20 protein-coding genes are annotated in these 22,761 nt (G+C 63.3%); 7 read left to right on the top strand and 13 right to left on the bottom strand.

What is annotated here, in order from left to right; genetic code table 11:
• Positions 1-1,421, bottom strand: a 1,421-nt coding sequence (locus OXG30_04450) for an ATP-binding protein (protein MCY4134150.1), incomplete at its 3' end; no start/stop codon positions are given.
• Positions 1,418-2,137, bottom strand: a complete 720-nt coding sequence (locus OXG30_04445) for a hypothetical protein (GenBank protein MCY4134149.1) — start codon at positions 2,135-2,137, stop codon at positions 1,418-1,420. The genes OXG30_04450 and OXG30_04445, both read right to left, overlap by 4 nt.
• Before the next feature lie 910 nt (positions 2,138-3,047).
• Between OXG30_04445 and OXG30_04440 the strand changes: the two genes are divergently transcribed.
• The 4 genes from OXG30_04440 to OXG30_04425 all read left to right on the top strand — a co-directional run bounded on the left by OXG30_04440 (position 3,048) and on the right by OXG30_04425 (position 6,765).
• A complete protein-coding gene (locus OXG30_04440) occupies positions 3,048-4,403 on the top strand; it encodes a DUF222 domain-containing protein (protein ID MCY4134148.1) in 1,356 nt (451 codons plus the stop codon).
• 128 nt (positions 4,404-4,531) lie between these two features.
• Entirely contained in the window at positions 4,532-5,053 is a 522-nt protein-coding gene (locus OXG30_04435) for an NUDIX domain-containing protein (GenBank protein MCY4134147.1), read from the top strand.
• Between the two features lie 8 nt (positions 5,054-5,061).
• Positions 5,062-6,306: a DNA polymerase IV gene (locus OXG30_04430; GenBank protein MCY4134146.1), complete on the top strand. Its 1,245-nt coding sequence runs from the start codon at positions 5,062-5,064 to the stop codon at positions 6,304-6,306.
• Positions 6,307-6,378: 72 nt separating this feature from the next.
• The gene (locus OXG30_04425) at positions 6,379-6,765 is read left to right on the top strand and encodes a DUF3040 domain-containing protein (protein ID MCY4134145.1); all 387 of its coding nucleotides are present in this window, start codon (positions 6,379-6,381) and stop codon (positions 6,763-6,765) included.
• Between the two features lie 20 nt (positions 6,766-6,785).
• On the opposite strand, the gene OXG30_04420 is transcribed toward OXG30_04425, so the two are convergent.
• From OXG30_04420 to OXG30_04405, 4 genes are read right to left on the bottom strand one after another with little or no spacing between them, the layout of a single operon-like run.
• On the bottom strand, positions 6,786-9,119 hold the full coding sequence (locus OXG30_04420; GenBank protein ID MCY4134144.1) for a DUF3488 and transglutaminase-like domain-containing protein: 2,334 nt from the start codon (positions 9,117-9,119) through the stop codon (positions 6,786-6,788).
• A complete protein-coding gene (locus OXG30_04415) occupies positions 9,116-10,375 on the bottom strand; it encodes a DUF58 domain-containing protein (GenBank protein ID MCY4134143.1) in 1,260 nt (419 codons plus the stop codon). The genes OXG30_04420 and OXG30_04415 overlap by 4 nt, the downstream gene beginning before the upstream one ends.
• A gap of 13 nt (positions 10,376-10,388) precedes the next feature.
• On the bottom strand, positions 10,389-11,348 hold the full coding sequence (locus tag OXG30_04410; GenBank protein ID MCY4134142.1) for a MoxR family ATPase: 960 nt from the start codon (positions 11,346-11,348) through the stop codon (positions 10,389-10,391).
• A gap of 13 nt (positions 11,349-11,361) precedes the next feature.
• Positions 11,362-12,165: a DUF2889 domain-containing protein gene (locus OXG30_04405; GenBank protein ID MCY4134141.1), complete on the bottom strand. Its 804-nt coding sequence runs from the start codon at positions 12,163-12,165 to the stop codon at positions 11,362-11,364.
• A gap of 68 nt (positions 12,166-12,233) precedes the next feature.
• Between OXG30_04405 and OXG30_04400 the strand changes: the two genes are divergently transcribed.
• From OXG30_04400 to ribA, 3 genes are all read left to right on the top strand, one after another.
• Positions 12,234-13,463: an MFS transporter gene (locus tag OXG30_04400; protein MCY4134140.1), complete on the top strand. Its 1,230-nt coding sequence runs from the start codon at positions 12,234-12,236 to the stop codon at positions 13,461-13,463.
• Between the two features lie 76 nt (positions 13,464-13,539).
• Complete coding sequence (locus OXG30_04395) at positions 13,540-14,646, top strand: Zn-dependent alcohol dehydrogenase (protein MCY4134139.1); 1,107 nt, start codon at positions 13,540-13,542, stop codon at positions 14,644-14,646.
• Positions 14,647-14,700: 54 nt separating this feature from the next.
• A complete protein-coding gene (gene ribA, locus OXG30_04390; GenBank protein MCY4134138.1) occupies positions 14,701-15,309 on the top strand; it encodes a GTP cyclohydrolase II in 609 nt (202 codons plus the stop codon).
• A 7-nt stretch (positions 15,310-15,316) separates the two neighbouring features.
• Here ribA and OXG30_04385 read toward each other — a convergent pair whose 3' ends face one another.
• From OXG30_04385 to OXG30_04355, 7 genes are read right to left on the bottom strand one after another with little or no spacing between them, the layout of a single operon-like run.
• Positions 15,317-16,060 carry a glucosamine-6-phosphate deaminase gene (locus tag OXG30_04385; protein ID MCY4134137.1) on the bottom strand — a complete coding sequence of 248 codons (744 nt, stop codon included), beginning with the start codon at positions 16,058-16,060 and terminating at the stop codon, positions 15,317-15,319.
• Between the two features lie 16 nt (positions 16,061-16,076).
• Complete coding sequence (locus OXG30_04380) at positions 16,077-16,838, bottom strand: ATP-binding cassette domain-containing protein (GenBank protein ID MCY4134136.1); 762 nt, start codon at positions 16,836-16,838, stop codon at positions 16,077-16,079.
• Positions 16,835-18,049, bottom strand: a complete 1,215-nt coding sequence (locus OXG30_04375) for an alanine racemase (GenBank protein ID MCY4134135.1) — start codon at positions 18,047-18,049, stop codon at positions 16,835-16,837. Before OXG30_04375 ends, OXG30_04380 begins: the two co-directional genes overlap by 4 nt.
• A 2-nt stretch (positions 18,050-18,051) precedes the next feature.
• Positions 18,052-19,062 carry an ABC transporter permease gene (locus tag OXG30_04370; protein ID MCY4134134.1) on the bottom strand — a complete coding sequence of 337 codons (1,011 nt, stop codon included), beginning with the start codon at positions 19,060-19,062 and terminating at the stop codon, positions 18,052-18,054.
• Positions 19,063-19,090: 28 nt separating this feature from the next.
• Entirely contained in the window at positions 19,091-20,311 is a 1,221-nt protein-coding gene (locus OXG30_04365) for a substrate-binding domain-containing protein (GenBank protein ID MCY4134133.1), read from the bottom strand.
• 14 nt (positions 20,312-20,325) lie between these two features.
• Complete coding sequence (locus OXG30_04360) at positions 20,326-21,576, bottom strand: M20/M25/M40 family metallo-hydrolase (protein MCY4134132.1); 1,251 nt, start codon at positions 21,574-21,576, stop codon at positions 20,326-20,328.
• Complete coding sequence (locus OXG30_04355) at positions 21,573-22,757, bottom strand: ROK family transcriptional regulator (GenBank protein ID MCY4134131.1); 1,185 nt, start codon at positions 22,755-22,757, stop codon at positions 21,573-21,575. The genes OXG30_04360 and OXG30_04355 overlap by 4 nt, the downstream gene beginning before the upstream one ends.
• Positions 22,758-22,761 lie beyond the last annotated feature (4 nt).

Below are 22,761 nucleotides of genomic sequence, written 5' to 3'. Positions count from 1 at the left end.
CCCGCACCCAACACCCCAAAAACAGACTCAACCCAATTCTCATGAACAATCAGGGCTAGGAGAGCCACAAATGTCTTGTAGGCGCTGTTGTGGACGAACCCTTCTCGGTCAGTCGTTTCTACCAGCCCCTGGTTGCGCTCGGCCGAGATATTGATATAGCCAATCGTGTTTGCCGGACGAAGAGCGCGGAAGCTGCGCGCCCTAGTGAAACCTGCACCCAGTCCCAGCCAGTCTCCGGCTACGCGAACGCCGAAGCCGTCGCGATAGACGCGTACTCCGGCGAGATCCTTCATTAGACCCCTGTATTCTGCCTCAGTAGCGAATACTTGACCCTCGACATCGTTGTCAAGAAGGTATTCGTCAACGACCTCCTGCACCTCGAAGCGTCCAAGGCTAAAGCTCTCAAAAGATGCATCGAACGGCCCGGGCGTATCGCCCCCAGCCGCCGGAGCAACACCGGCATCCAGATCATCGATACCTAGCTCAAATTCAAATCGTGCCACCTGAGAAGATGAGGATGGTTTAATGAGCCCTAGATCTCTGGCTCCTGAATCACTCTTCAGGAATTGGTAAAGCCGCTCACCACCGTCGGCTACAACTAGTGACCGCCACTCGTCCTGGTCTTTTCGATCAGGGCGGAGGAATGTGGCACGTACAGAACCATTGACGCGCAAGCTTGTCTCATCAAACTTGATGTGCCATGAACTGAGTGCAGCCCGCCGAACGATTCGGTCTACCTGGGTGAGCTCGACAGGAGCGTCATCCACACGGACATCTAAGGAAAAGTTCTTAGGCGGGTCAAAAGGCGAGACCAATTTTGACAGTTCGGCTCCGAGACGGTTCTTCCCGTCGCCGCGCCATTCAGCGGAGTCTTTCAGTCCCTCGATCATCAGTCTGGTGCCGGCGGGCTCTTTCTCGACGTCTTCTAGTCGGAATTCGACTTCATCGAGACGGTCCACACTGTCGTAAGCGCGCCAATCGATTACCAGCTCACGGCCCGGAACTGGTTCACGAGAGCGCTTCTTGTCAGGCCTTTGATCTTCGAAGGTTCGGATTGTGAGCCGGTGACCAAGACGTTGCGTGCCAAGACGTCCCACCCCCTTATCGCCTAACGGAACCCGGTGGTGCCGCAAGGTCTTTTTCCCTGACTCTTTCATCGCTGCCTTCGGAGAGACCGAGATTGTTAGCCACCCATGCCTGATGGTCTGCTCGCTCATGCCGGTGCCGTTGTCCTCTACAACGATCCGGCCTTGAAGGTCTGCCTCTTTGACGTGGGTGTTCACTTCAACTGTTACCAGAGTCGCATCCGCGTCGTAGGAGTTCTTGACCAACTCCAGCAGGGCTTGTACTGGATCGGTTACAAGGCTCTCCCCGAGTTGGAATACAACACGCGGGTGGACTCCGAGGGTAAGTCTGTTCATGTTGGAAGTCTCATGACGAGCATCCACTCCGAATCCATTCTGGAAGCGAAGTTGTTCCGGGAGGCCATCCGTCTGGCTTTCGGAAGCTTTCTGGGTACGGCAGCGACTACCACAGCCCCCTTATGCGCCACGATGTCCTGGACGATCCGTGCGGTCGGCACCTGCATCCCGCTTACGGTCCGATCTCCGATCGTGACGACGACATGGGATCCGGGTGCGAGCATTTGTAACGCACTATCGAATGCCAGGTCTAGATCGCTAAGGAAAGCTCCGACCTTGTCTGCGTGATCTGGCCTGATTTCGCTCAACTGATCCAGGGTCGCTCTCGCAGCTTCTGATTTGTATCCAATGCCAATGGCCCGCCTGTGGCCATTTCGTCGAAGGCCTCCCAGACTGATGCTGTCGATTGCGCTTGGCCCCGAGACAGCTGAACGGTCCAGAGCGCCGGTGTCAGACAGCTGGATCCATTGCAGGGGCAGGTACGCGTGCTGTCCGTAGGTGATGGTGGAGTGGTTGTCGCCGTATGGAGGCGATGTGACGAGGACGTTCGGGCTTCTCGTTTCCCCAATCAAGTTGGCGGTAGCGATGTCTTCAAGGACGACCTCTATTTGCGAGGTTGGCCACCCGCGTCGTATGTGTCCGGCTTTCCCAAGCGCCTCTGACTCAGCCGAAAGCAGCCCAAGGTTACGTTCGGCGATTCGCTCAAAGGTCTCCACGGCATCCGTTGGAATCCGATCTTGAGCAGGCTTGATATGCAATTTCACTGTCGAGAGGCGGCTGTTGCTCGTCAATCGAACAGTCTCAGCTAAAGCGACCCAAAGGAATCGCCGAACGGGCGGGGAACCTATGCGTTGAATTGCCAGGCGAAGGCTACTGAGGCCCTCGATGACCTCGGGTTCGAACCATTTGCGGACGTTCGGAAACCAGTGACTTGCTGGATATCTGGATCGTCCGACCTGTGACAGGACTTTAGCGATTGCGGCTGCTGTAGCAGCGGGGAAGAAGGGGCCTCCCTTTGTCCGGCAAAGCATTGCAGCCAGTGGATTGACGTCTACAGCAGTCACATCCCATCCGCGTGCCACAGCTTCTGTCACAACCGTGCCTGAGCCTGCAAAGGGATCAAGCAGATGAATCCGGTCTCGGCGGTTAGCGGCCACCTCGTCGAGTGCGCGGCCAACCATGTTTGGCACCATCATGGCCGGATACTGAAAATAGCCATGTGCAAAGTTGCGGCGAGACGTTCCTCCGAAGTCCCAGAACTGTGGATTCGAGGCGACGAGGTTACGGAGGCTATCCCGCAGCGCAATGTCGGCTGGGCAAGCTAACTGGGACTCCACAGGCAGCCACTGGGCCCCCAAGTTCGCGTCTTGGTTGCATCTCCGTGACTGAGGCCGCGTCGCCACCCCAGCGGTCCGAATCACTGTTGAATCCTAACTTGAGGCTGCTGTTTGGTTGGGGAAGGGGGTGAAGTATAGGGACGTTGGGTGTCAGATTCGTTTTGTAGTAGTAGAGGAATGTGAATAATGTTACTTATATTTTAGTTATTGTCAATATAAAACAAGATGAATTCGTTTATCCTCGCTTATTCAGGTAGATGTTGTCACAGGGGTTGGTATACTTGCATCCATGGAGTTTGGGCCTCTTGAACAGGGGAAACGGGCTGATTGTTGGCCATCCGAGCCGGTTTGGCCGGAGGCGGTTGATGTCGCCGTCCTGTCGTTGTCCGAGCTGCGGGAGCGGCTGGGGCTGATCAAGAAGGCAGAGGCACGGCTGGCGGCTATGAAGACGGCCACATTGGCTGCGTACTCCAGTAGGGCCGGCGAGGGTTTGGCTCGCCGGGTGGCTCTGGAAGAGCTTCAAGCCTCCAAGCAGCAGGCCCGCCGGGAGGTGGAGACGGCCTTTCAGTTCTCCCAGGTTCCCGAGACTCTCGATGCGTTGGGTGCTGGGGAGATTCCCGCGGCACACGCCACCCAGATTGCCAAGGCTGCTTCGCAGGGGCCGGTCGACGAGGCAGTGCTAGTCGAGGCCGCCAAGCGTGAAGATTTCGGCACTTTCTCGCGCACGTTGCGAGACCACCAGCACGAGCAGTCGCCCGATGACGGCAAGTCGTTGATGGCCAAGCAACGGAAGCGCCGTGATTTGAGCTTCTTCAAGTCGCCTGATGACGGCATGTTTATCTTGAACGGCCGGTTCGACCCGGTCGCCGGGAACCGGATCGAGGCCGCGCTGGCCGACGAGGTGCGCCGTTTGCGCAACGACCAGGGCGACACAGCTGCCGACGATCAGATTTCGTTCGGCCAGCGGATGGCCGATGCGCTCGAGGATCTGGTCTGTGCCGACACCGGCGACCGCAAGCCCCACGGCACCACGTTGATCCTGACCGCCGAGTGGGATGCTCTCAACCAGAAGCTGGCCAATGCTCGCCTGCTCGACGGCACGCCCCTGCCAATCTCCGAGGCCCTTCGGCTGGCTTGCAACGCCGACATTCTGCCCTCGGTGTTCGACACAAAGAACCAGGAGCTCTGGGTGGGGCGCAAACTCCGCTTGGCCACCGAAGCCCAGCGGGCTGCCCTCATCATCCGGGACAAGCACTGCATCGGTTGCGGACGATCAGCGGTGTGGTGCGAAGCCCACCACATCGAAGAGTGGCTGACAGGCGGCCGCACCGACATCGACAACCTGGTGCTTGTGTGCAAGAGCTGCCACCACAACATCCATGACGACGGCTGGACAGTCAGCCGAGACCGAAACGGGGCCTACGAATTGCGACCACCGCCATCGCCATATGCCGACATCCCCCCTGGCCGGGCCTGCTCGGGGCCACGGCCCAAGCGATACGCCGACCTCCAACCCGGTCGGGCTCGCTCGGGGCCAGCCGATGCCTCATCGCAATCCAGATCCGATGCCCTTGCCGATCCCTTCCCCGATGATGGTGTCACCACCTGGCAACCTGAAGGTTCCAAGCAGTTGCTGTTGAACTGACGCAGCGCTGGGATGCCCCTTCGCGGCAATTATGACCGGCACAAGACTCCTGGCTTTGGACCAACACAGCGCTGGGCAAGCTCCATTGCCCGGGGCGTGCTGTCGCTGGGTCGGGCCATACTGGGGGGATGCCGGAGGAGTTCTCGGATTCAAGACCTCGGCGAATTCGGGATTGGGAGGTGGCCGGGGGAGTGGTGCTGCGCGGGGATCAGTTGCTTTTGGTGCGCAACCGGCGCCGCAACGACTCGGTGGAATGGAGCACGCCCGGCGGGGTGGTCGATCCGGGTGAGACCATGCTGGAGGCGCTGGGCCGGGAGGTGCAAGAGGAAACCGGGATCCAGGTTCATCTCTGGGAAGGCCCGCTGTATGAGATAACCGTGGATTTCACCGACCTCGGGTGGCGGCTTCGGGTGGAGACCCACCGGGCGGTGGATTGGAACGGCGAGATCGTGCTGGAAGACCCCGACGGCATCGTGGAGCACGCCGACTTCTATCACCCCGACGAGTGCGAGGTCCGCTTGGTCCAGAGTCCCCGCTGGGTGCGGGAGCCGCTGATGGAGTGGTGTCGCCAGCGTCCCGACCAGAAGCTGATCTACCGCTATCAGGTGACTGGCACCGAGATCGACGGTCTCGCGGTCACCAGGCTGTAGTCACGGTGATGGGGAACTCGAGCGGCACCGGAGGGAATGCGCGGTCGGGGTCCATCTTGCACGTGGACATGGACGCCTTCTTCGTGTCCGTGGAGCAGCTTCGCCACCCCGAATTGCGAGGTCTGCCCTTGGCGGTGGGCGGACCGGGCATTCGGGGGGTGGTGGCATCGGCCTCCTACGAAGCTCGGTCCTTCGGGGTGCACTCAGCCATGCCGGCGATTCAGGCCCGCCGTCTGTGTCCGGAGATTGTGTTCTTGCCCGGCGACCACGAGCTGTACTCCGAGGTGAGCGACCGCATCATGGTTATCCTGCGGTCGTTCACGCCGCTGGTGGAGCCCCTGTCGGTAGACGAGGCGTTCTTGGACGTGTCTGGTGCCCATGACTCACCGGTGGAAATCGGCCATCTGATCAGACGTCAGGTTCGCGATGACGAGGGCATTAACTGCGCGGTTGGGGTGGCCGCGGTCAAGTTCTTGGCCAAGCTGGGGTCCAAACTGGCCAAGCCCGAGCCCACGCCCCAAGGGCCGTCAGGCGGCGTTGGCGTGTTTGAGGTACCGGTCGGCGAGGAGCGGGCATTCCTGTCGCCCCGCCCGGTGAGCGACATCTGGGGAGTGGGCCCGGCCACGCTGGCCCACCTCAACCGCATCGGAATATCCACCATTGGCGAGTTGGCCGACTTCTCCCTCGATCGGCTGGCCGCGGTCGTCGGCAACGCCCACAGTCGGCATCTTCACGATCTGGCCAACGCCGTCGACCCCCGACCGGTTGTTTCCAACACAGTGCCCAAGTCAATGAGCCGGGAACAGACGTTTTCCCGCGATCTGCACACCCACGAGGACCTCGGCGCGGCGATAGTAACCCTGAGCGACTCAGTGGCATCCCGCCTTCGGGCCGCTGAATTGGCGGGACGCACGGTCACCCTCAAGATCTGCTTCGGGGACTTCAACACCATCACCCGGTCTCACACGCTGACCAGCCCGGTCGACTCCGGAGTAGTGCTGGCCCGGGAGGCCAAGCGGCTGCTGAAGGCAGTGGATGTCGCCTCCGGCGTGCGCCTCATTGGGGTGGGGGTGTCGGAGTTGGAAGAACCCGGCCAGCGCCAGCTGTCCCTGGAGGACGCCAGTGCCCCTTCATGGCACGACGTCGATCGGGCCGTCGACCGCATCAGGGGACGCTTCGGGACCGAGGCCATCCAAACCGGAGGTGCTGCCGACTCCGGTCTCCGAGGCAATGGCTGGAATCGGCCGAACTAGTGGTATGTCTCGGGCCGTGCATCGCCGGTCGCTGGCATTGTCTGACAGGTCGACCTGTGAGACACTTAGACAGTGCCACTTTCCGAGGACGAGCAACGCATCCTTAGCGAAATAGAGGAACGGCTCTATGAAACCGACCCTGCGCTGGCACGCGAGGTCGGACGAACTACGGTGTTCACCCACCCTGCCCGCAATCTCCGACTCGCGATTCTGGGATGCATTGTCGGGTTGATATTCATGATCCTGACCCTCTCCACTTCGTATTGGCTGTCTTTCCTGGGCTTTTTGGTCATGCTGGCCGCTTCGCTATGGGGATGGAGCAATCTGCGTCAATTGGGGCGATTCGGCCTTCAGCAGATCAGCGACAGCATCAACCGAGGTGACGTGAGCACCTTTCTGCGGTCGCCGGGCCGCCGTATTCTCAACCGCTTGCGCCGCGGCGACGCCGAGCGGCCCTGAACACCCATTCGCTGGTGCGGTCAGGGGCCAATAGTCCAGTTGGGGCTGCGCTGTGGCCGCCGTCGTGAGTTCAAAAGCGGCCGAGGATTGAACGCCGCAGCGAGTCTCTGCCACCACCTCACCCTGAAGTTGACCTCGGAGCGCACCGATAGCGACCAGGTCCGGGCCAGCCACTGGTTGTGATCGGTGGGCTCTGACGGGGCGAAGCTCGCGGCAGCGGCCAACTCGCCCAGTTGCCGCAAGTCGGGACTGTGAAGCGGGACTTGCTCTATGGCCCGGCGGGCGAATTCGGCATAGGTCTCGTCGGGCCGGGGGTTCATGTTGATGAGCGCCAACGACTCCACGGTCTCGGTCCACATCAGCCTGATCTTTCCCCGGTTCCCGGTGATCTTCAGGAACTGCCGCCGGCTTTGGAACTTGCGGAGCCAGGGAATTAGCAAGATCAGCACGACGGCGAGCGAGGGGGCCAGAATGGCAATCCACGTCTTCCAGGTGAATCCGCCCCGGTCGCCGGAGGACTCGGCCCGCGTGTCGCCGAACTCCGGCAAGTCAGGGGGGAACAGGCTCTCGAAATCGGTCGAAGGCTCTAGAGGGCTGAAGGGTTCAGGGGCTGGTTCTTCCTCCAGTCCCTCCAGATCGGGGCCGCTGACCGCTTGGGCCTCGGCCAAACCGGTGTAGTTCTGGGCACCGGGGGCACCCCGGCCCGGCGTGGGTTCGAAGGCCACCCATCCCACCTCGGCCAAATGCACCTCAGGCCAGGCATGGGCGTGTTTCCCCTGAACCAGGTAGAGGTTGGGATCGTTTGGATCGGCCTCGCCCACGGTGAAGCCCACCGCGACCCTGGCCGGCAGGCCCACTGAACGGGCCATGGCCGCAAAGGTCCCGGCGAACTGCTCGCAATAGCCCCTACGGGTGCTCAGGAACTCTTCGATCCGGTTTCCGGAATGGCCGGTGGCCACTCTTGCGTCGTACACGAAGCCCCCATTGCGGAAGAAGCTCTGAAGGGCCAAAGCCTGCTCGTAACCCGATTCGGCTCCTTCGGTCAGCTGGGCGGCCAGTTCCCGAACCGGGTGGCTGAAATCCGACGGCAGCGAGGTAAAGGACTCCACCGGTGATTCCAGAGCGGCTTGGAGGGGGATGGCTTTGAGGGTTTCGGGATCGAATCGGGGCAGAGCCGAGGTGACGGTGTAGGAGAGGTCATTGGAGTTGGCCAGAGAGCGGCCCACGATGAGCGTTGAGGACAAGGGCTCATAGCTGATGTCCCCGCTGCCAACGTCACTGGTGGCCGAAGCCACCGACCGAGGTTCGAATGCTGCGGGCAGCCAGACCGCGCCGAGCCGTTCGATGCTGAACTCCTGCACCGACTCCTGCACGCTGGAGCCCGACTGGAACAGCGATGGCAACTGCGTCGGGCGAGCGGCATAGTCGGCCCGAGAAGTCCACACTTGTCCGTCGAACTCGTCTAGGGCGGTGAGGCGCCAGTATGACCGCTCCTCAGCCCTTACCCGGAACATCACCGTCTCGGCCTGACTCACCAGTCGGCCCCTGATGTCCACCAGCGGGCTGATCACCACCCGGCCCGAGCTTCTCCGGCCCCGCTCGACGGCCTCGCTCAAGTCGACCAGTGGGTCGTCGTTGCTGCCGAGAACCGGACCTGCGGCCAGAGCCCCTGCCAATGCCACCGCGGCGACGGCTGCGCCACCGCCCAACAGTGCCCGGCGGCCGCTAGAAGCCCGGCCCTCGCCCCCCAGCCATGCCGCGCCTGCGGTGCGGGCCACCACCCGGTGAATCGTGACGAACAGCAGCAGGGCCGCGGTGAACAACCCGATAGTGAGAACGCTGTTCTCGTCAGTGCCCACCAGGCCGGTGAAGCAGATGGCGACAATCGGCAGCACCATGGGCTCGAACAGGGCCCGCATCCTCATCGCCATCCAGTCGTTGAAGAATGCCAGCAGCCAGACCGCCGCCATGGCGCTCACGGTGAACCCATCAACCGGCTCCACCGGCGGGCTGAGCTCGCCGAAATTGGTCCAGGCTCGCTCCAGATCGTCGGCCAAGGCCGATTGGGTGTCTGCGGCGGGCAGACCCCAATAGGCAGTGTCCCAATACCGAGTCCAGGTGATCGCCAGGATCAGCCCGACCGCGCCGGACAAAGCCGAAACCAGCATTCCCCAGCCGATGCGGCGAACCGTCAGGGCCAGCAGATGGCCCGCGGCCGCGGCGATGAACACGGGCAAAACCCAGTCGTCGCCCTCGAAGACCCGGATGAGGCTGAAGGCGGTAGCCGCCGTCAGGATCGGTCCAGTCACCTCCAATGCGGCCTGCCATCCGTTGGCGGCTCGAGGGTTGATCATGGGCGGTGTCCAGCGGTGCTAGGGGCGGTTGGGCTGGGGGTGGCCAGGGGCTCATCGCCGGTGGCGGTATGCGCTGACCACGCATCGGTGAATGCCATGGCCCCATCCACCATCAGCACGGTCGTTCCGGGGATGAACTGGTGCGGCAACTGTCCCGTATGGGCCGGATCGAAACCAGCGAACAGCACCACTGTCTTGGAGTTGAATTGGGAGCCCAGGGGCATCAAGGAACCGGACTCGGTACCGTCGACGGCGGCGGCCAGGGCCACGATGAGCCCTCCGCCGTGCTCCCGTCCCAGCTGCTCGACCGCGCCGATCAGGCTGCCGATATCGGGGCTGACCAGGGCCAAGTGCTCGTAAATCTTGTACAGGTGAGCGGAGTCGGCACCAAAGCCGCTATCGAAATCCGCGGTGGTGGCCAAACGGATCTGGTCTCCCCGATTCTGGCTTGCCCGGCAGATGCTGGCCGCGGCCGAAACCATGGCCTCGAAACGCTCCAAGCCGGCTTCGGTGTCCAACTGTGCGCTCCGGGTGTCAAGCAGAACGGTGGTGTGGGTGTGGGAGAACTCCTCGTATTGGCGCACGATCAACTCGTCGTGGTGGGCCGACGAACGCCAGTGGATGCGCCGGGGGTCGTCGCCCCTTTGAAACGGGCGCAGTCCGTAGAGTTCCTCGCCGCTTTGGGCCATGGGGCTGCGCCGAACGGCGTCGAACGAACTACCCGGCAGGCGTGGGGGAGGCCCGATGGGGTACATCGCGGGGTAGACCAGCGCCTCGGCCTGACCGCCGAGTTGGAAACGGCGGGCTGACATGCCCAGCGGGTCGGTCACCGTCAGCGCAAGCGGTCCCACTTTGACCCGACCCCGCTCCTCGGTGGGAAGCCGGTAGGCAACGGTCAGCCCCTCATCGGTCCGAACCGGTGCCACCAGCAGTTCGGGGGACTGAAAGGAGCTGGTTGAACGCCTGGTGGTGAACGAGATGTCATCGGCCAGGCGCAGCACCGGGGTGCGAACCCGTCCGGGGTTGGCCATCTCCAGCCTCACCTGGCAGTCGTCGCCGACGTGTACTTCCTGGGGTTTGAGCGAGCGGGTGACCACTCGCAGCGGCTGGCAGACTTTGACGTACGCCACCGAGAGGATTGCCACCGCCAGCCCGGCGACCCCTACCGCCAGCAATTCGTCCGAGCCGAATATCCAACCCGCGGCCACCAGCAACGCCGACCCGATTAGGAGCAGCCAGCCTGAGGTGGTGAGCACGGTGAACGAGGAGCTATTCGACCGGTGCCGGAACCGAGCCCATGACCTCGTCCACGATCTGCGCCGGTGGCGTGCCCCGGGCCCGGGCCTGGGGATTCAGCAGTAGCCGGTGGGCCAGCACCGGTATGGCCAACTGTTTCACGTCATCGGGTAGTACATAGTCGCGCCCTTGGGAGGCAGCTCGCACTCGGCTGGCCCGTTGCAGCGCGAGGGTGGCCCGGGTGGACATTCCCAAGACGAGGCTGGGGTGGTTTCGGGTGGCGTTGGCGATCTGCACCAGGTAGCGCTTGATCCCTGGGGCGGTGAACACGGCGCCGGCGTGATCGGCCAGGGCATTGACGGCCTGCGAGTCGAGCGCGGGACGAAGGGAGTCCAGCGGGTTTTTGGTTCCGTGGGCGTCGAGGATGTCCAGCTCAGCTTGTTTCGAGGGATAGCCCACCTCGATCCGCATCAAAAAGCGGTCGAGCTGGCTCTCGGGCAGCGGGTAGGTGCCCTCGTGCTCCAGCGGGTTCTGGGTGGCGATGACCATGAACGGCCGGGGGAGGCCGTGGGTGGTTCCATCGACGGTTACCTGCCGCTCGGCCATGGCCTCCAACAGCGCCGACTGCGTTTTCGGTGAGGCCCGGTTGATCTCGTCGGCCACCACGATGCCGGAGAACACCGGTCCAGGCTGGAAGTCCAGCGTGTTGGCGGCACGGTTCCAGATGGTCGCTCCCACGACGTCGGAGGGGAGCAGGTCAGGGGTGAACTGAATGCGGCCGAACTCAGCCTGCACGGTGATGGCCAGGGCCTTGGCCAGGCTGGTCTTGCCGACGCCGGGGGCGTCTTCGATCAACAGGTGCCCTTCGGCCAGCAGGCAGGTCACCGCCAAGTCAAGGACATCGGCCTTGCCCATGATGGCTCGGCCGATGTTGCCGGTGATGGATTGGAACTGCTCGGCGAACAGTCCTTCCTCCGGTTCTTGCAAAGCCATATCTTCGATTCTCTCAGGTGTTGTGAAGCTGCGGCCAACGGCTTGGCATGTCGACGAGCATCCCGTCGGGACAGGGGCCGTGGTCGCGCAGCGTTCCCCGGCGTCGGAAGGCGACGTGATAGCGCTCGGGCTGCGACGTCCAGCAGACATCGGCGACCAGCCCTGATTCGATGGCATCGTCGCAGTCCTCTAGCTCGCTGAGTCGGGCTCCCGAAAGCCAGGTGGTGCGCTGGAGCACCCATGCCGCCTCGGCCTCTTCTGGCCTCAGAACCTGTTCGCACCAGCGGACGAAGCCGCCCCTGATCGCACGACCGGAGAACGGCTCAGGCGATTCGATCTCCAGTCGGGCGGCCATCCGCCAACGGAGCACTTCAACTCCGTCTCTTTCGATCCAAGCGTCGAATGGTGGTTCCTCCCAGTCGGGCACGGTGGCGTCGTACTGGCGGGTGCCGGACTCCCCCCGGGCGGCGTGAAGCACCCCGAGGACGGCCGCATCGTAGAGGTGGGTGCATTGTTGGCGGACATCGGTCCATGCGAAGACCTCGGAAGCGGCGGTGGTCAGCGGGCAGCCCACCAGGAGTTGGAGCTGGTCGAGCGCCCCCTCGCACGGCTCCCAGGGCATTCGGGGTCCGGCCGCGTCCGCTCCGGTGATTCGCTGTCCGTCGTGGGTCAATGCGGCTTCGTAGTGGTGCATGTCGTCCTCGAGCCCCACAACCACGGTCTTGTCGTCGGGGGCAATCATGCGCAGCCGTCGGCGAAATGCTCCACTGCCATGGCGATTGCGGACCAACATGGGCTCAGATTCATGTTGGGGCATTGGTCGATGTTGGCATATCAGCGCCAGACGACCAGCTTCGTCGCCAAGGCAAGTACTGTCGGCTAATCGTGCCCGCCCAGCCTTCTGCCCTCCGCGCCCTGTCACATCGGTCGTTCCTGCTGTTCTTCATCGGAGTGTCCATCGCCACCACCGGGCAGTTCATGCAGTCACTGGCCGTGCCCTTCTACATGAACGAGCTGACCGACTCGAACTTCTGGGTGGGCAGCTCTGCGTTCGCGGTGCTGGTCCCTTCGCTGTTCATGACCCCGGTGGCCGGCATCTGGAGCGACCGGATCAGCCGCAAAGCCATCTTGTTCGGATCGTTCTTCACCCAGCTGGCGTGCTCGGCAGCGTTCTTGGCTTTGTTCGCCGCCGACCTCCTCACCCCGTGGCTGATGATCAGCATCCAAGTGGCGGTGGGAGTGGCGTCGGGGTTCCAGTGGGCGCCCACCCAGGCGATGACCGCGCTGTTGGTGCCTCCCGAGGATCTTCTGTCGGCGGTGCGCTTCGTATCGCTGTCGTTCACGGTCGGACGGGCCTTAGGACCATTTCTCGCTGGCGTCACGTTGTACCTTTTGGGGCCTGGGCCAGCCTTCGCGTTTACCATCGTCGGCTTCGCGATGGGCTTGGCGTTGATGGCGCCGATGAGGCTGCGGCCGGTGGAGCCGGTTGAGCAGGAACCGTTCTTGCTGCAATTCCGCCACGGTTTGGAATACGTCAGACACCGTCCCGCCATGCGTCTGGTGATGTTCACATCATTCATCGTGGCCTGTGTCGGTGCGGTCTTTGCCTTCGCCTTGGTGGCCAGCGTGGCCGACGACGTTTTTTCTCTCGGCGATGGCGGCTTGGCCTGGCTCACCGGCACCTTTGGATTCGGATCGCTGGTGGTGGGCTTGTATGTCACCAGCAACGGAGACCGCCATCTTCGCTCCCGGGTCGAGATGGCCGCCGTCGGGGTATATGCCTTGGGGGTGCTGGCGGTGGGGGCTACCCCGTGGTTGGCGTTCGGTTTCTTGGGCTACTTCGTGTTCGGAGCGGCCCACATGGCCCACGGGGTCACGGTGAACAGTGCCCTGCAAGTGCAGGTGGACGAGGAGTATCGAGGCCGGGTGATGTCGGTGTGGTTGATGTCGGTGCTCTCCGGGTTGCCGGTCGGATCGTTTATCGGCGGTTTCCTAGGCGATCTCGTGTCGATGCGGTTCGTGCTGCTTCTCTATGGCGGGCTGCTGGCCGTGTTCTGGGCCATCACCGTGGTTCGATCCAATGGATTCGCCGGACTCAATCTTGGCTCCGACTGACCGGCGGGGTTGGGAGATGACTCCACTAGTACCGTTGTAAAGGCTGCGGAGGAAGCTGATATTGGGAGGCGAATCGATGAAGACACGAGCGGCGGTGTACCGGGCGCCGAATGCGCCGTTGGACATCGTGGAGCTGGATATCTGCAACCTGGCCCCCCAAGACGTGCTGGTGCGGATCACCCACAGCGGCATATGCCACAGCGACCTGCACGTGTACCACGGCAACCGCGATTGGGAAACCCCCATGATCCTCGGCCACGAAGGCGCCGGTGTAGTGGAGCATGTGGGGGAGGGCGTCACCGGGATCAGTCCCGGCGCCCGGGTAGTTCTGTCGCTGGTGGCCAGTTGCGGGCGGTGCCGGTCATGTGCGGCCGGCTTCGCCAACCGTTGCCAGGTGCTGCCTGCTTTTCCCATCGGCACCTACTACGACGGCGGTCACCGCTTTGAGCGCGACGGCGAGATCCATCACTCGTTCTGCACGGTGGGTTCGTTTGCCGAGCACGCAGTAGTCCACTTCTCCAAAGCAGTGGCGGTGCCCGACGATGTGGGTTTGGACGTGGCCTGTCTGGTGGGGTGCGGGGTGCCCACCGGGGTGGGTTCGGCGGTCAACACCGCCAAGGTCCGCCGAGGGAGCATGTGCGTGGTCTACGGCTGCGGAGGAGTGGGCCTCAACGTGATCCAGGGTTGCCGCCTGATGGGCGCGGCCGAGATCGTGGCGGTGGACTTGCTGGCCGACAAGTTGGCCCTGGCCGAGAGATTCGGGGCCACCCATACCCTGAACGCGACCAACGATGATCCGGTGGCCGCGGTGATGGAGATGACGGGGGGCCGAGGTGCCGACTATGCCTTCGAGGTGATCGGCACCGGGGCCACCTACATGAATGCCTGGAACTCAATCGGCATGGGCGGCTTGGCGGTGATGGTGGGGGGGCCGCCGGCGGGAACCCCGTTCCACATCGATGCTAACGAGATCTACTTCGGCAAGGCGCTCACCGGCAGCATGTACGGCAACTCCTCGCCCGCTCGGGACTTTCCGTGGATCTTCGACCTCTACCGATCCGGCGAGCTCCTGCTGGACGAGCTGATCACCCAGCACCGCCCTCTCGACAACGTCACCGCCGCTCTCGACGAGCTTGATACCGGCGGCGTTGTCCGCACAGTGCTGGACATCGGCGAGGAATAGCCCTGCTTGGGCTGACTGTTTGACTGCTCGCGACGGTACTCTCAGGGCAGTCTCATGAGACACCAACCCGAGATCAGGTTGATCGCCACCACCGAGGTGCCCATGAATTGGGGTCGCTTCACCTGTCACGCCTTCGAATCGATGGACGATGGCGAGGAGCATGTGGCGTTCGCCCTCGGCGACTTAGACAGTGCCGACGAGGTCTTGGTACGGGTACACAGCGAATGCCTCACCGGCGATGTGTTCGGCTCGTGGCGCTGCGATTGCGGGGCTCAACTGCACGCCGCCATGGACGCCATCGCCGACTGCGGCATTGGTGTGTTGGTGTATCTGCGAGGCCATGAGGGCCGAGGTATCGGAATCGGCCACAAGGTCCAGGCCTACGCCCTTCAGGACAAGGGCCACGACACCGTGGATGCCAACCTGGAATTGGGCCTGCCGGTGGACGCCCGCACCTACGGCATCGGTGCCGCCATCCTGGCCGAGTTGGGTGTGAAGCGGGTTGCGCTGATGACCAACAACCCAACCAAGCACGACGGATTGGCATCATTCGGCCTGGAGATAGCTCGCCGGGTTCCCCTCGAAGTGGCTCCCCGAACCGAAAACATGGACTACCTCCGCACCAAACAGCAGCGCCTCGGCCATCTGCTCGATTTGGTGTAGATAAGATTCAGCCCTCCGGTCTCGCAGTCGACAAAAGCCTGGCCGCCTCGCGATCGACAACCACGGAGACATCGGTGTGCAATTGAATTGCAGAGGCCGGAGTCTCAACTGACACCGGTCCTTCGAGGGCATCGCGGATCGGACGGGCCTTATGGTCGCCGAGGGCGACGAGAAGCACCTTTTTAGCCTGCAAGATGGTTCCGATTCCCTGGGTAATCGCCAGGCGAGGGACGTCGTCGATCGATCTGAAGAATCTGGCGTTGTCTCGTCGTGTCTCCTTGCTTAGCGTGACGACGCTTGATGGCGCGTCGAACGGAGTGCCCGGTTCGTTGAAGGCGATGTGTCCGTTGCCCCCTATTCCGAGAAGTTGGATGTCGATTCGAGCCTCGGTCACCAGTTGGTCGTAGCGCCAGGCCTCAGCCTCAAGGTCGCGTGCTCTCCCATCGGGCCCGAACACCGCGTCATCGCCCAGGTCGACAAGGTCGGCAAAACCCTCCCTGATCACGTTTCGGAACGCCTGTGGGTGCCCGGGGTCAAGGCCGACATACTCGTCAAGCAAGTAGACAGATGTTCCAGAGAAACCGAGCGCGCCGGCTTGGTGCCGATCAACCAGCGACCGATAGACGCCGACCATCGTGCTGCCGGTCGCCATCCCGATGCGGGGCCGGAGTCTTGACCGGACAACGCTTTCTACGATGTCGGCTGCCTTGACGGCAGCCGCTGCGGCATCTTTGGCGATAAACACCTGCATGGACGGAATCGATGCTTCAGCCGGTGCCGCGGGCCCCGGTGATGTAGGAAACCAGGTCGTCCTTGGTGACGTCGGCCACGTTGACTTCGGCGCACTTCCGTCCTTGGTAGAGCACGACTGCTTGGTCGCACACTGCTAGCACCCGGTCCATGTTGTGGGTGATAAGCAGTACCGCCACTCCCTGGTCACGCAGATTGACTATGAGGTCGAGAACTCGTTGGGTCTGCTCCACACCGAGGGCAGCAGCCGGCTCATCGAGCAGCACGATCTGCTGGCCCCAGGCCACCGCCCGGCCAATGGCGACAGCCTGGCGCTGTCCGCCGGAGAGCGAGCCGACTGAACGCCTCAGCGACGGAATTCGGATGTCGAGGCGAGCCAGTGTGGAAGCGCATTCCTGGCGCATGCGACGCTTGTCGAGCAAGCCGATGCGGGCCCCCAGCCATCCCCCACGGGTGTGCTCGCGGTTCAAGAAGAGGTTTTCGGCCACATCGAGCGGATCGATGACCGACAGCGTCTGATGGACGGTCTCGATGCCCAGCTCTCGTGCGTGGCGTGAAGAGCTGATGCGGTGCTCTGTCCCCTGGACGAAGATGTGGCCCGCGTCGGGTTGGTAGAGGCCGGAGATGCATTTCACCAGGGTCGACTTCCCCGCTCCGTTGTCGCCCAACAAAGCGGTGACCCGACCGTGGTGCAGCTCAATGGAAACGTCGTCAAGGGCTTGTACCGCCCGAAACGACTTCGAGATTCCAGAGACGACCAACGCGGGGGCACTGCTCATCGGGAGCCCTTCCAGGCGACCGGATTGCCCTGCACATCCCAGACACCGGCCACTGATGGGCTGCCCGAGCGCACTCCGGCCACACCGACAACAAATGCCCTGGTCACGAAGGCTTGAATGCGGAAGCCAAAGACGACTGTATCGCCCTCGCTAACGGTGCGGCCCGGTTCAGGCCTCAATTTGGCGTAGTAGTCGATGGCGGCAGGGTCGGGCATGTCCACGGGCACGGGCTCAGTCACCGCCTCGCTGGGGTCGTGGGCAACGACGGCGGTGGTCTGGTAGTCCCCGAATACGGGATCGATATAGAGACCGCCGCCAAAGCAGAGCGGCGCTCCCTGATGGATGTGAGCGATCTCGCTGACGTAGCAGACCGCAGGTTGTTCGGGTAGGTCGCCCATCGCATGCAGGGGAGTGGTTCCGGTGAGCCCATGCCCCGGCTCCACTTGCGTGGCCCCTGCCTCGGCGAGTTGGGACAGCACAGATGTAGATGTGGTGCCCGGCGCGTTGATCTGAAGCACGTTTTGGTCTTCGCCGCCCAAATGATGCCGGACAGACTCAGCGGCTCGAGCCAGGGTTGCCATGTTGGGAGTGACTCGAGTACCTCCAGTATGCGGATCGAAAAGCAGGGCGGGAAACGTCGTGAGGCCGGCGAACCGGACTCCAGGCAGCCCGCCAATATGGTCGATCATGGCGCTCAATTCTTCGATCGGGACGCCGCCCTCGTGGCCGGTGTAGAACTCGTCGCCGGGAGCGAATACCCTCACCAGCAGATTCTGGACCCGCCCGAGGCGAGCGGCCGCGGCCGATGCCTCAGCCGCCTTATTTGGCGAGAACACCGTCCAATAGTCGGGTTCCATGGCAATGGCCTCACCGGTCTCGGACGCCGCAACCTGCACGAGGTGCCCGATGTGTCCCAGGTTGTGGCCGTTGGCAGCAATGGGCCGAGCGCAGGCCATGTCGACAGCTACGTATCCGTCGACACCGGCTCCTGTTATCGCCTTGAGAACGCCCGGTGCCCTACCCAATTGCTTGGTCATGGCGTACACGGTCAGACCCAGTGCCTTGGCTTCGCCCACGAGGTGGGCGGTGTTGACGGCCACGGTATCGAGGTCCACCGCATAGCTGTTGGCTGGAATGGCACCGGCTTGGTGCAGCGCCACCGCCGCTTCCACGAAGGCCGGGTTCTTGCTCCGAAGCGATTGCAGGAACACGGTCAGGTTTCCTTGGCTTCTCGCATGCTCAGGGCCACGGCCAAGATGATGATCACACCCCGGGCGATGAGCTGGTCGGCCACTTCCAATCCCATGAGGATGAGGCCGTTGTTGAGCATGGCCATGATCAGGGCGCCGGTGACAGCTCCCAGTATCGACGCCCGACCGCCGAACAGGTTCGTTCCGCCGATCACCACCGCGGCGATGACGGTGAGAAGGTAGTCCTCTCCGAGGTCATGGCGGCCGATGCTGAGACGGCCGGCGAGGAGAATCCCGGCGAATCCCGCCGCGATGGCGCTCACCACAAGAGCGGAGATCTTCACCCGGGCCGTGTTGATCCCCACTGCGTTGGCTGCATCTCGATCTGCGCCGGTAGACAGCACATGGCGTCCCCAGCGCAGGTGGTGCAGCGCAATGTGCCCGAGCGCCCCGACGACGACGATCCAGATCAGCAGCGAGGAGACCGGGCCCAGTCCGCCGGCGCCGAAAATCCCGCTGAACCGGTCGTTGCGGATGGGCAGCGACTGCAAGTCGTTCCAATTTCGGGCGATACCGCTGATGATGCCCAGCATTCCCAGCGTCACCAGAAACGACGGGATACGCACCTTCACGGTGATGAGCCCGTTCACGATTCCGACCAGCGCCGATGCCCCAAGAGCCGCCAGTGCACCGGCCAGGAACCCGTGGTTTCCCACGATCTCTGCGGCCACCAGCGACGAAAGCGCAACTACCGAGCCGACCGAGAGGTCGATCTCTCCTGCGGCCAGCGCGAAAGCCATCCCTACCGCCATAACCGCGATCGGCGCAGCCTGTCGACCGATGTTGAGCAGGTTGGAGGAGCTGAGGAACCCGTCGTCGTGCAGGATGATGCTGAACGTGGCCAGGATCAGGGCGAACGCCAGGTAGACGACGTACTGGCGAAGCCCGCCGTTATGACGGTAGCGGTCGATCCAGGCCTCGACCGGGGAGGGGAGATCGGCCGAGGCCTGTTTGCTGATCGACTTTCTAATCACCTGTGCAGGCTATTTTTCCGTCAGACCACTAGCCGCCGAGGGCGTCAAGCACCTCTTGCGGCGGGTCGGCGGCCAGCGACACCCGATATGCCTCGACGATGTTGGCCGCAGTTACCTCGATGGCAGGCACGACAACGAAGGGAGGCGCCTGCTTCCCGAGCAGGCCATAGGCACCTTCGGTGGCCATCGTCCGGCCGATCTCGTAGGCCTCGTCAGCGGCGATGCCCACGATATTGCCGCCTTCCACGAGGTCGAGGGAGACGTTGGTATCCAGGTCCATGGTCACCACTGCCACATCGCTGGCCCCCGCGGCCCGCAATGCGGCCAGCACGCCGTCGGCGGGGCCGGCCGACCACGGGGCGTAGATGCCGTCGAGGCCGGGATTGCGGGTGAGCATGGTGGAGGCGATGTCCTCGGCAGTGGCCGGGTCGGCCAGACCCTGCTCGGCGACGATCTGGATTCCGGGGAAGTTGATCTCGATCCAAGCCTTGAAGGCCTGGTCTCGCTGGTTGGTCACATAGAACGGGGCATCGTGGAAGATGAACCCGATCTCGCCTTCTCCGCCCAGCGCGTTGCCGAGCAAGTTGGCGGCGGCGATGCCCATCTCAGCCAGGTCATCGGTCACCACCCCGACGAACTCCTGGCCCTGGGTGTACCCCTCCGGGGTCGTGGACAAGAACACCAGTTGCACACCGGCCTCGACGGCGGGCCGGAAGCCTTCTGCCGCGGACACCGGGTCGATGGTGAGGCTGAGGATGATATCGGGGTTGAGCGCCATTGCCGTTTCGACGTCGTTGGCCTGCTGGGCAGGGTCGAAACCGGCTTCAGTTTCCACCACCACGTCGATGCCCATCTCGGCGAAGGCGTCGCGCGCCCCCTGGCTCACCGCATCGGTGAAGGCCCCGGAGATGTGCCATAGCAGGGCGGCGGTATAACCGCCCTCTTGGATCTGGGCCAGTTCATCGGCGGTGAGAACGATCTCCCCTGACGGGCTGGCCGGCTCGCCATTCGGACCCTGGGTGACCGGGGCTTCCCTGGCCGGAGCCTCCTCCTCGGTTGGCTCGGGCTCAGGCTCGGGTTCGGGTTCGTCAGGCGGTTCAGGGGCCGCGGTGGGTGCGGCGGTCGCAGGAGCGGCCGTGGCTTCGCTGCTGCTGTCATCGTCGTCGTTGCCGCAAGCCGCGGCCACCAAAACGAAGACGGCGAGTAGTGCGCTCAGTACGAGCCATCGCGATCTCTTTCGTGGTTGCATGGGTTTCTCCTCTTTCAGTTGGTGGTTGGGGCTGGTTCGAGTCCGCACCACGACGCCACGAAATGGGCGAGGGTGCGGGTGGCGGCTACGAGTTCGTCGATCTCCACGCGTTCGAACGGCGTGTGGGCGTGCGAGATGTCGCCGGGCGCGAAGTACACCCCGGGCACGCCCATAGCTGAGAGGAACGACTTCTCCGACCAGTACGGAGCGGCCTCGATTCGGGGCGCATCGCCGGTGATCGCCGTTATCGACGCGCCCAGGGCTTGCACCGCGGGGTGGTCGGCGGAGGTTTCGTCGGGGGTGCCCCCCACCGGATGGTCCCGTGGGGCGGTGAACTCCACCGTGGCTTCGATCCCGTGATCTGCGGCCACTCGAGCGGTGATGTCCCGGATGGATTGCGCCGCGTTGTCAAGGCTCTCGTGGGGGAGGACTTTGCGAATCAAGGACAGATCGAACCGCCCGGGCACCGCGATGCTCTCCCCTGAGCGGACTTCGGTGACGAGGAGGAATGCCTCTCCAATCAGCGGATGTGCTGGCTGGGTTCGGAGACTTTCGGAATGCTCCCAGAGGGCGGTCAGGAGGCGGTGGCCAGCCTTCAAGGCGTCCACCCCCAATTCGGGGCGCCCGAAGTACGCCGACTGTCCGGTGAGTTCGATGTCGGCGATGAGGAAGCCCATCTGCGCGGTGTAGATGGCCGAGGTGGTGGGCTCGGTGTAGACGAGGAGGTCCGGTGGCTGGTCTTGTTGGAATTCTCCGTCTGCTATTGCTGCCTTCATCCCGGCAGAAACACCGCTGCCGGGCTGGCCGGATTCCTCATCGCTCACAAAGAGGGCAGTCACCGAACCCTTTGGCCGGCAACCGGAGCGGCGAATGGCCCGGAGTGCTTCCAGGATGGCGCAGATGCCAGCTTTCTGGTCTGCGGACCCCCGGCCCCAAATCTCCCGGTCGATGATCGAGGCGGCAAAGGGATCGGCCCGCTCAGTTCCCGCCCAGTGACTCTTCCAGTCGTCGGCATGCACGGTGTCGAGATGTCCCGCCAAGACCAGGGATGGGGCCCCATGGCCGACACTGGCGTAGACATTGGCCCGGGAGGCGTCGAAGGGGGCCAGCGCTTTGTGGTCCCAAGCGTTGTCGTCCAGTTGATCGTGTACCCACCGGGCGAATTCACCTTCGTGGAGTGTCACGCTGGGTATGGCGATGGCTTGCTGGAGGCGTTCCACCAGCACGTCGGCATCCACCGACTCGGCGACGGCCTCGGGAGTCACCGCGGCCGCCCCAGCGTGTCGGTCACTAGCGACTCGTGCAGCTCGTCCAGCGCCCACGACACAGCACCGAGAAACGTGGCCCGCCGTCCAAGCGTCGAGGCGAAGACCTCCACGGGCTGGGGGAGATGTCGACGCAGTTCGGCATTGACGGCTTCGACGAACACCGGATTGGCGCCCACACCACCGCCGAAGACAATCCGCTCCGGATCGATCAAAAGGCACACCTGCATGACGGCGGTCGCCATTGCTCCCGCTGCTCTCTCCAAGACATGTACGGCTGCCGGGTCGCCTTGAGCGGCGGCATCGAAGATTTCCGGAACGTCGGCACTGCCGTGCAGTTCGGTCGGGTATCCGGACTCGGCCGCCTGCCCGAATTGCTTGCGGATGGCTGGTGCCGAAGAGACGTTTTCCAAGATGACTGTCGAGTTTGCATCGGCTGGGGAGTGGTTGAGCACCAGCGATCCCACCTCCCCGGCAGCACCAGTTCCCCCGCGATAGAGCTCCCCGCCCACAATGATGCCCATTCCGATTCCGGTACCGATAGAGATGGCGGTGAAGTTGGTTTGGTCGATATCCAGGTCGGCTTCAGCCAGCGCAGCCAAGTTCACGTCATTGTCCACGTGGGCGTCCATCTTCAGTAGCTCTTCGAGCTTGGCTCGCACCCGCAGTCCCTCGAATCCTGGCAGGTTCAAGGCCTGCTCGACGCTGTCGGATTGCGGGCGGTAGATGCCGGGGACGCCGATACAAGCTGAACCGGCTTGCCCGCCGGTCTCTGAGAGCATCTGTTGGGCCGTTTCCGCCACCCGGTTGAGAGCGGTCTCGGCGTTCGGGCCGGTCTCCAGTTCCTGTTCGGCGACCACTGCTCCCAACAGGTTGGCCACGCCCACGATGATCTTGGCGGCTCCGATATCGGCCGCCACCACGAATCCTGCCTCCGGTACGAACTCGTAGAGCATGGCTGGCCGGCCCACATTCCCGGAAGTGGTTGGCGTCTCGGCCAGGCGGATTAACCCCGATGACTCCAAATCGGCTACGAGGTTGGAGACCGTTGGCTTGGACAACCCGGTGACCCGGGCGATGTCGGCTCGGGAGATGCCCTGGGGCGCAGCATCGAACATGGCATCGGCGATGCGCTGCCCGTTCAGCAGCCGAAGCAGTCGGGAGTCGGAGGCCCCTCTCACTAGT

The sequence above is a fragment of the bacterium genome (assembly GCA_026708015.1).
GTDB lineage: Bacteria > Actinomycetota > Acidimicrobiia > Acidimicrobiales > Bin134 > Poriferisocius.
The sequence above is the reverse complement of the archived record's forward strand: the minus strand, read 5'-3'. Positions and strand labels throughout refer to the sequence as shown.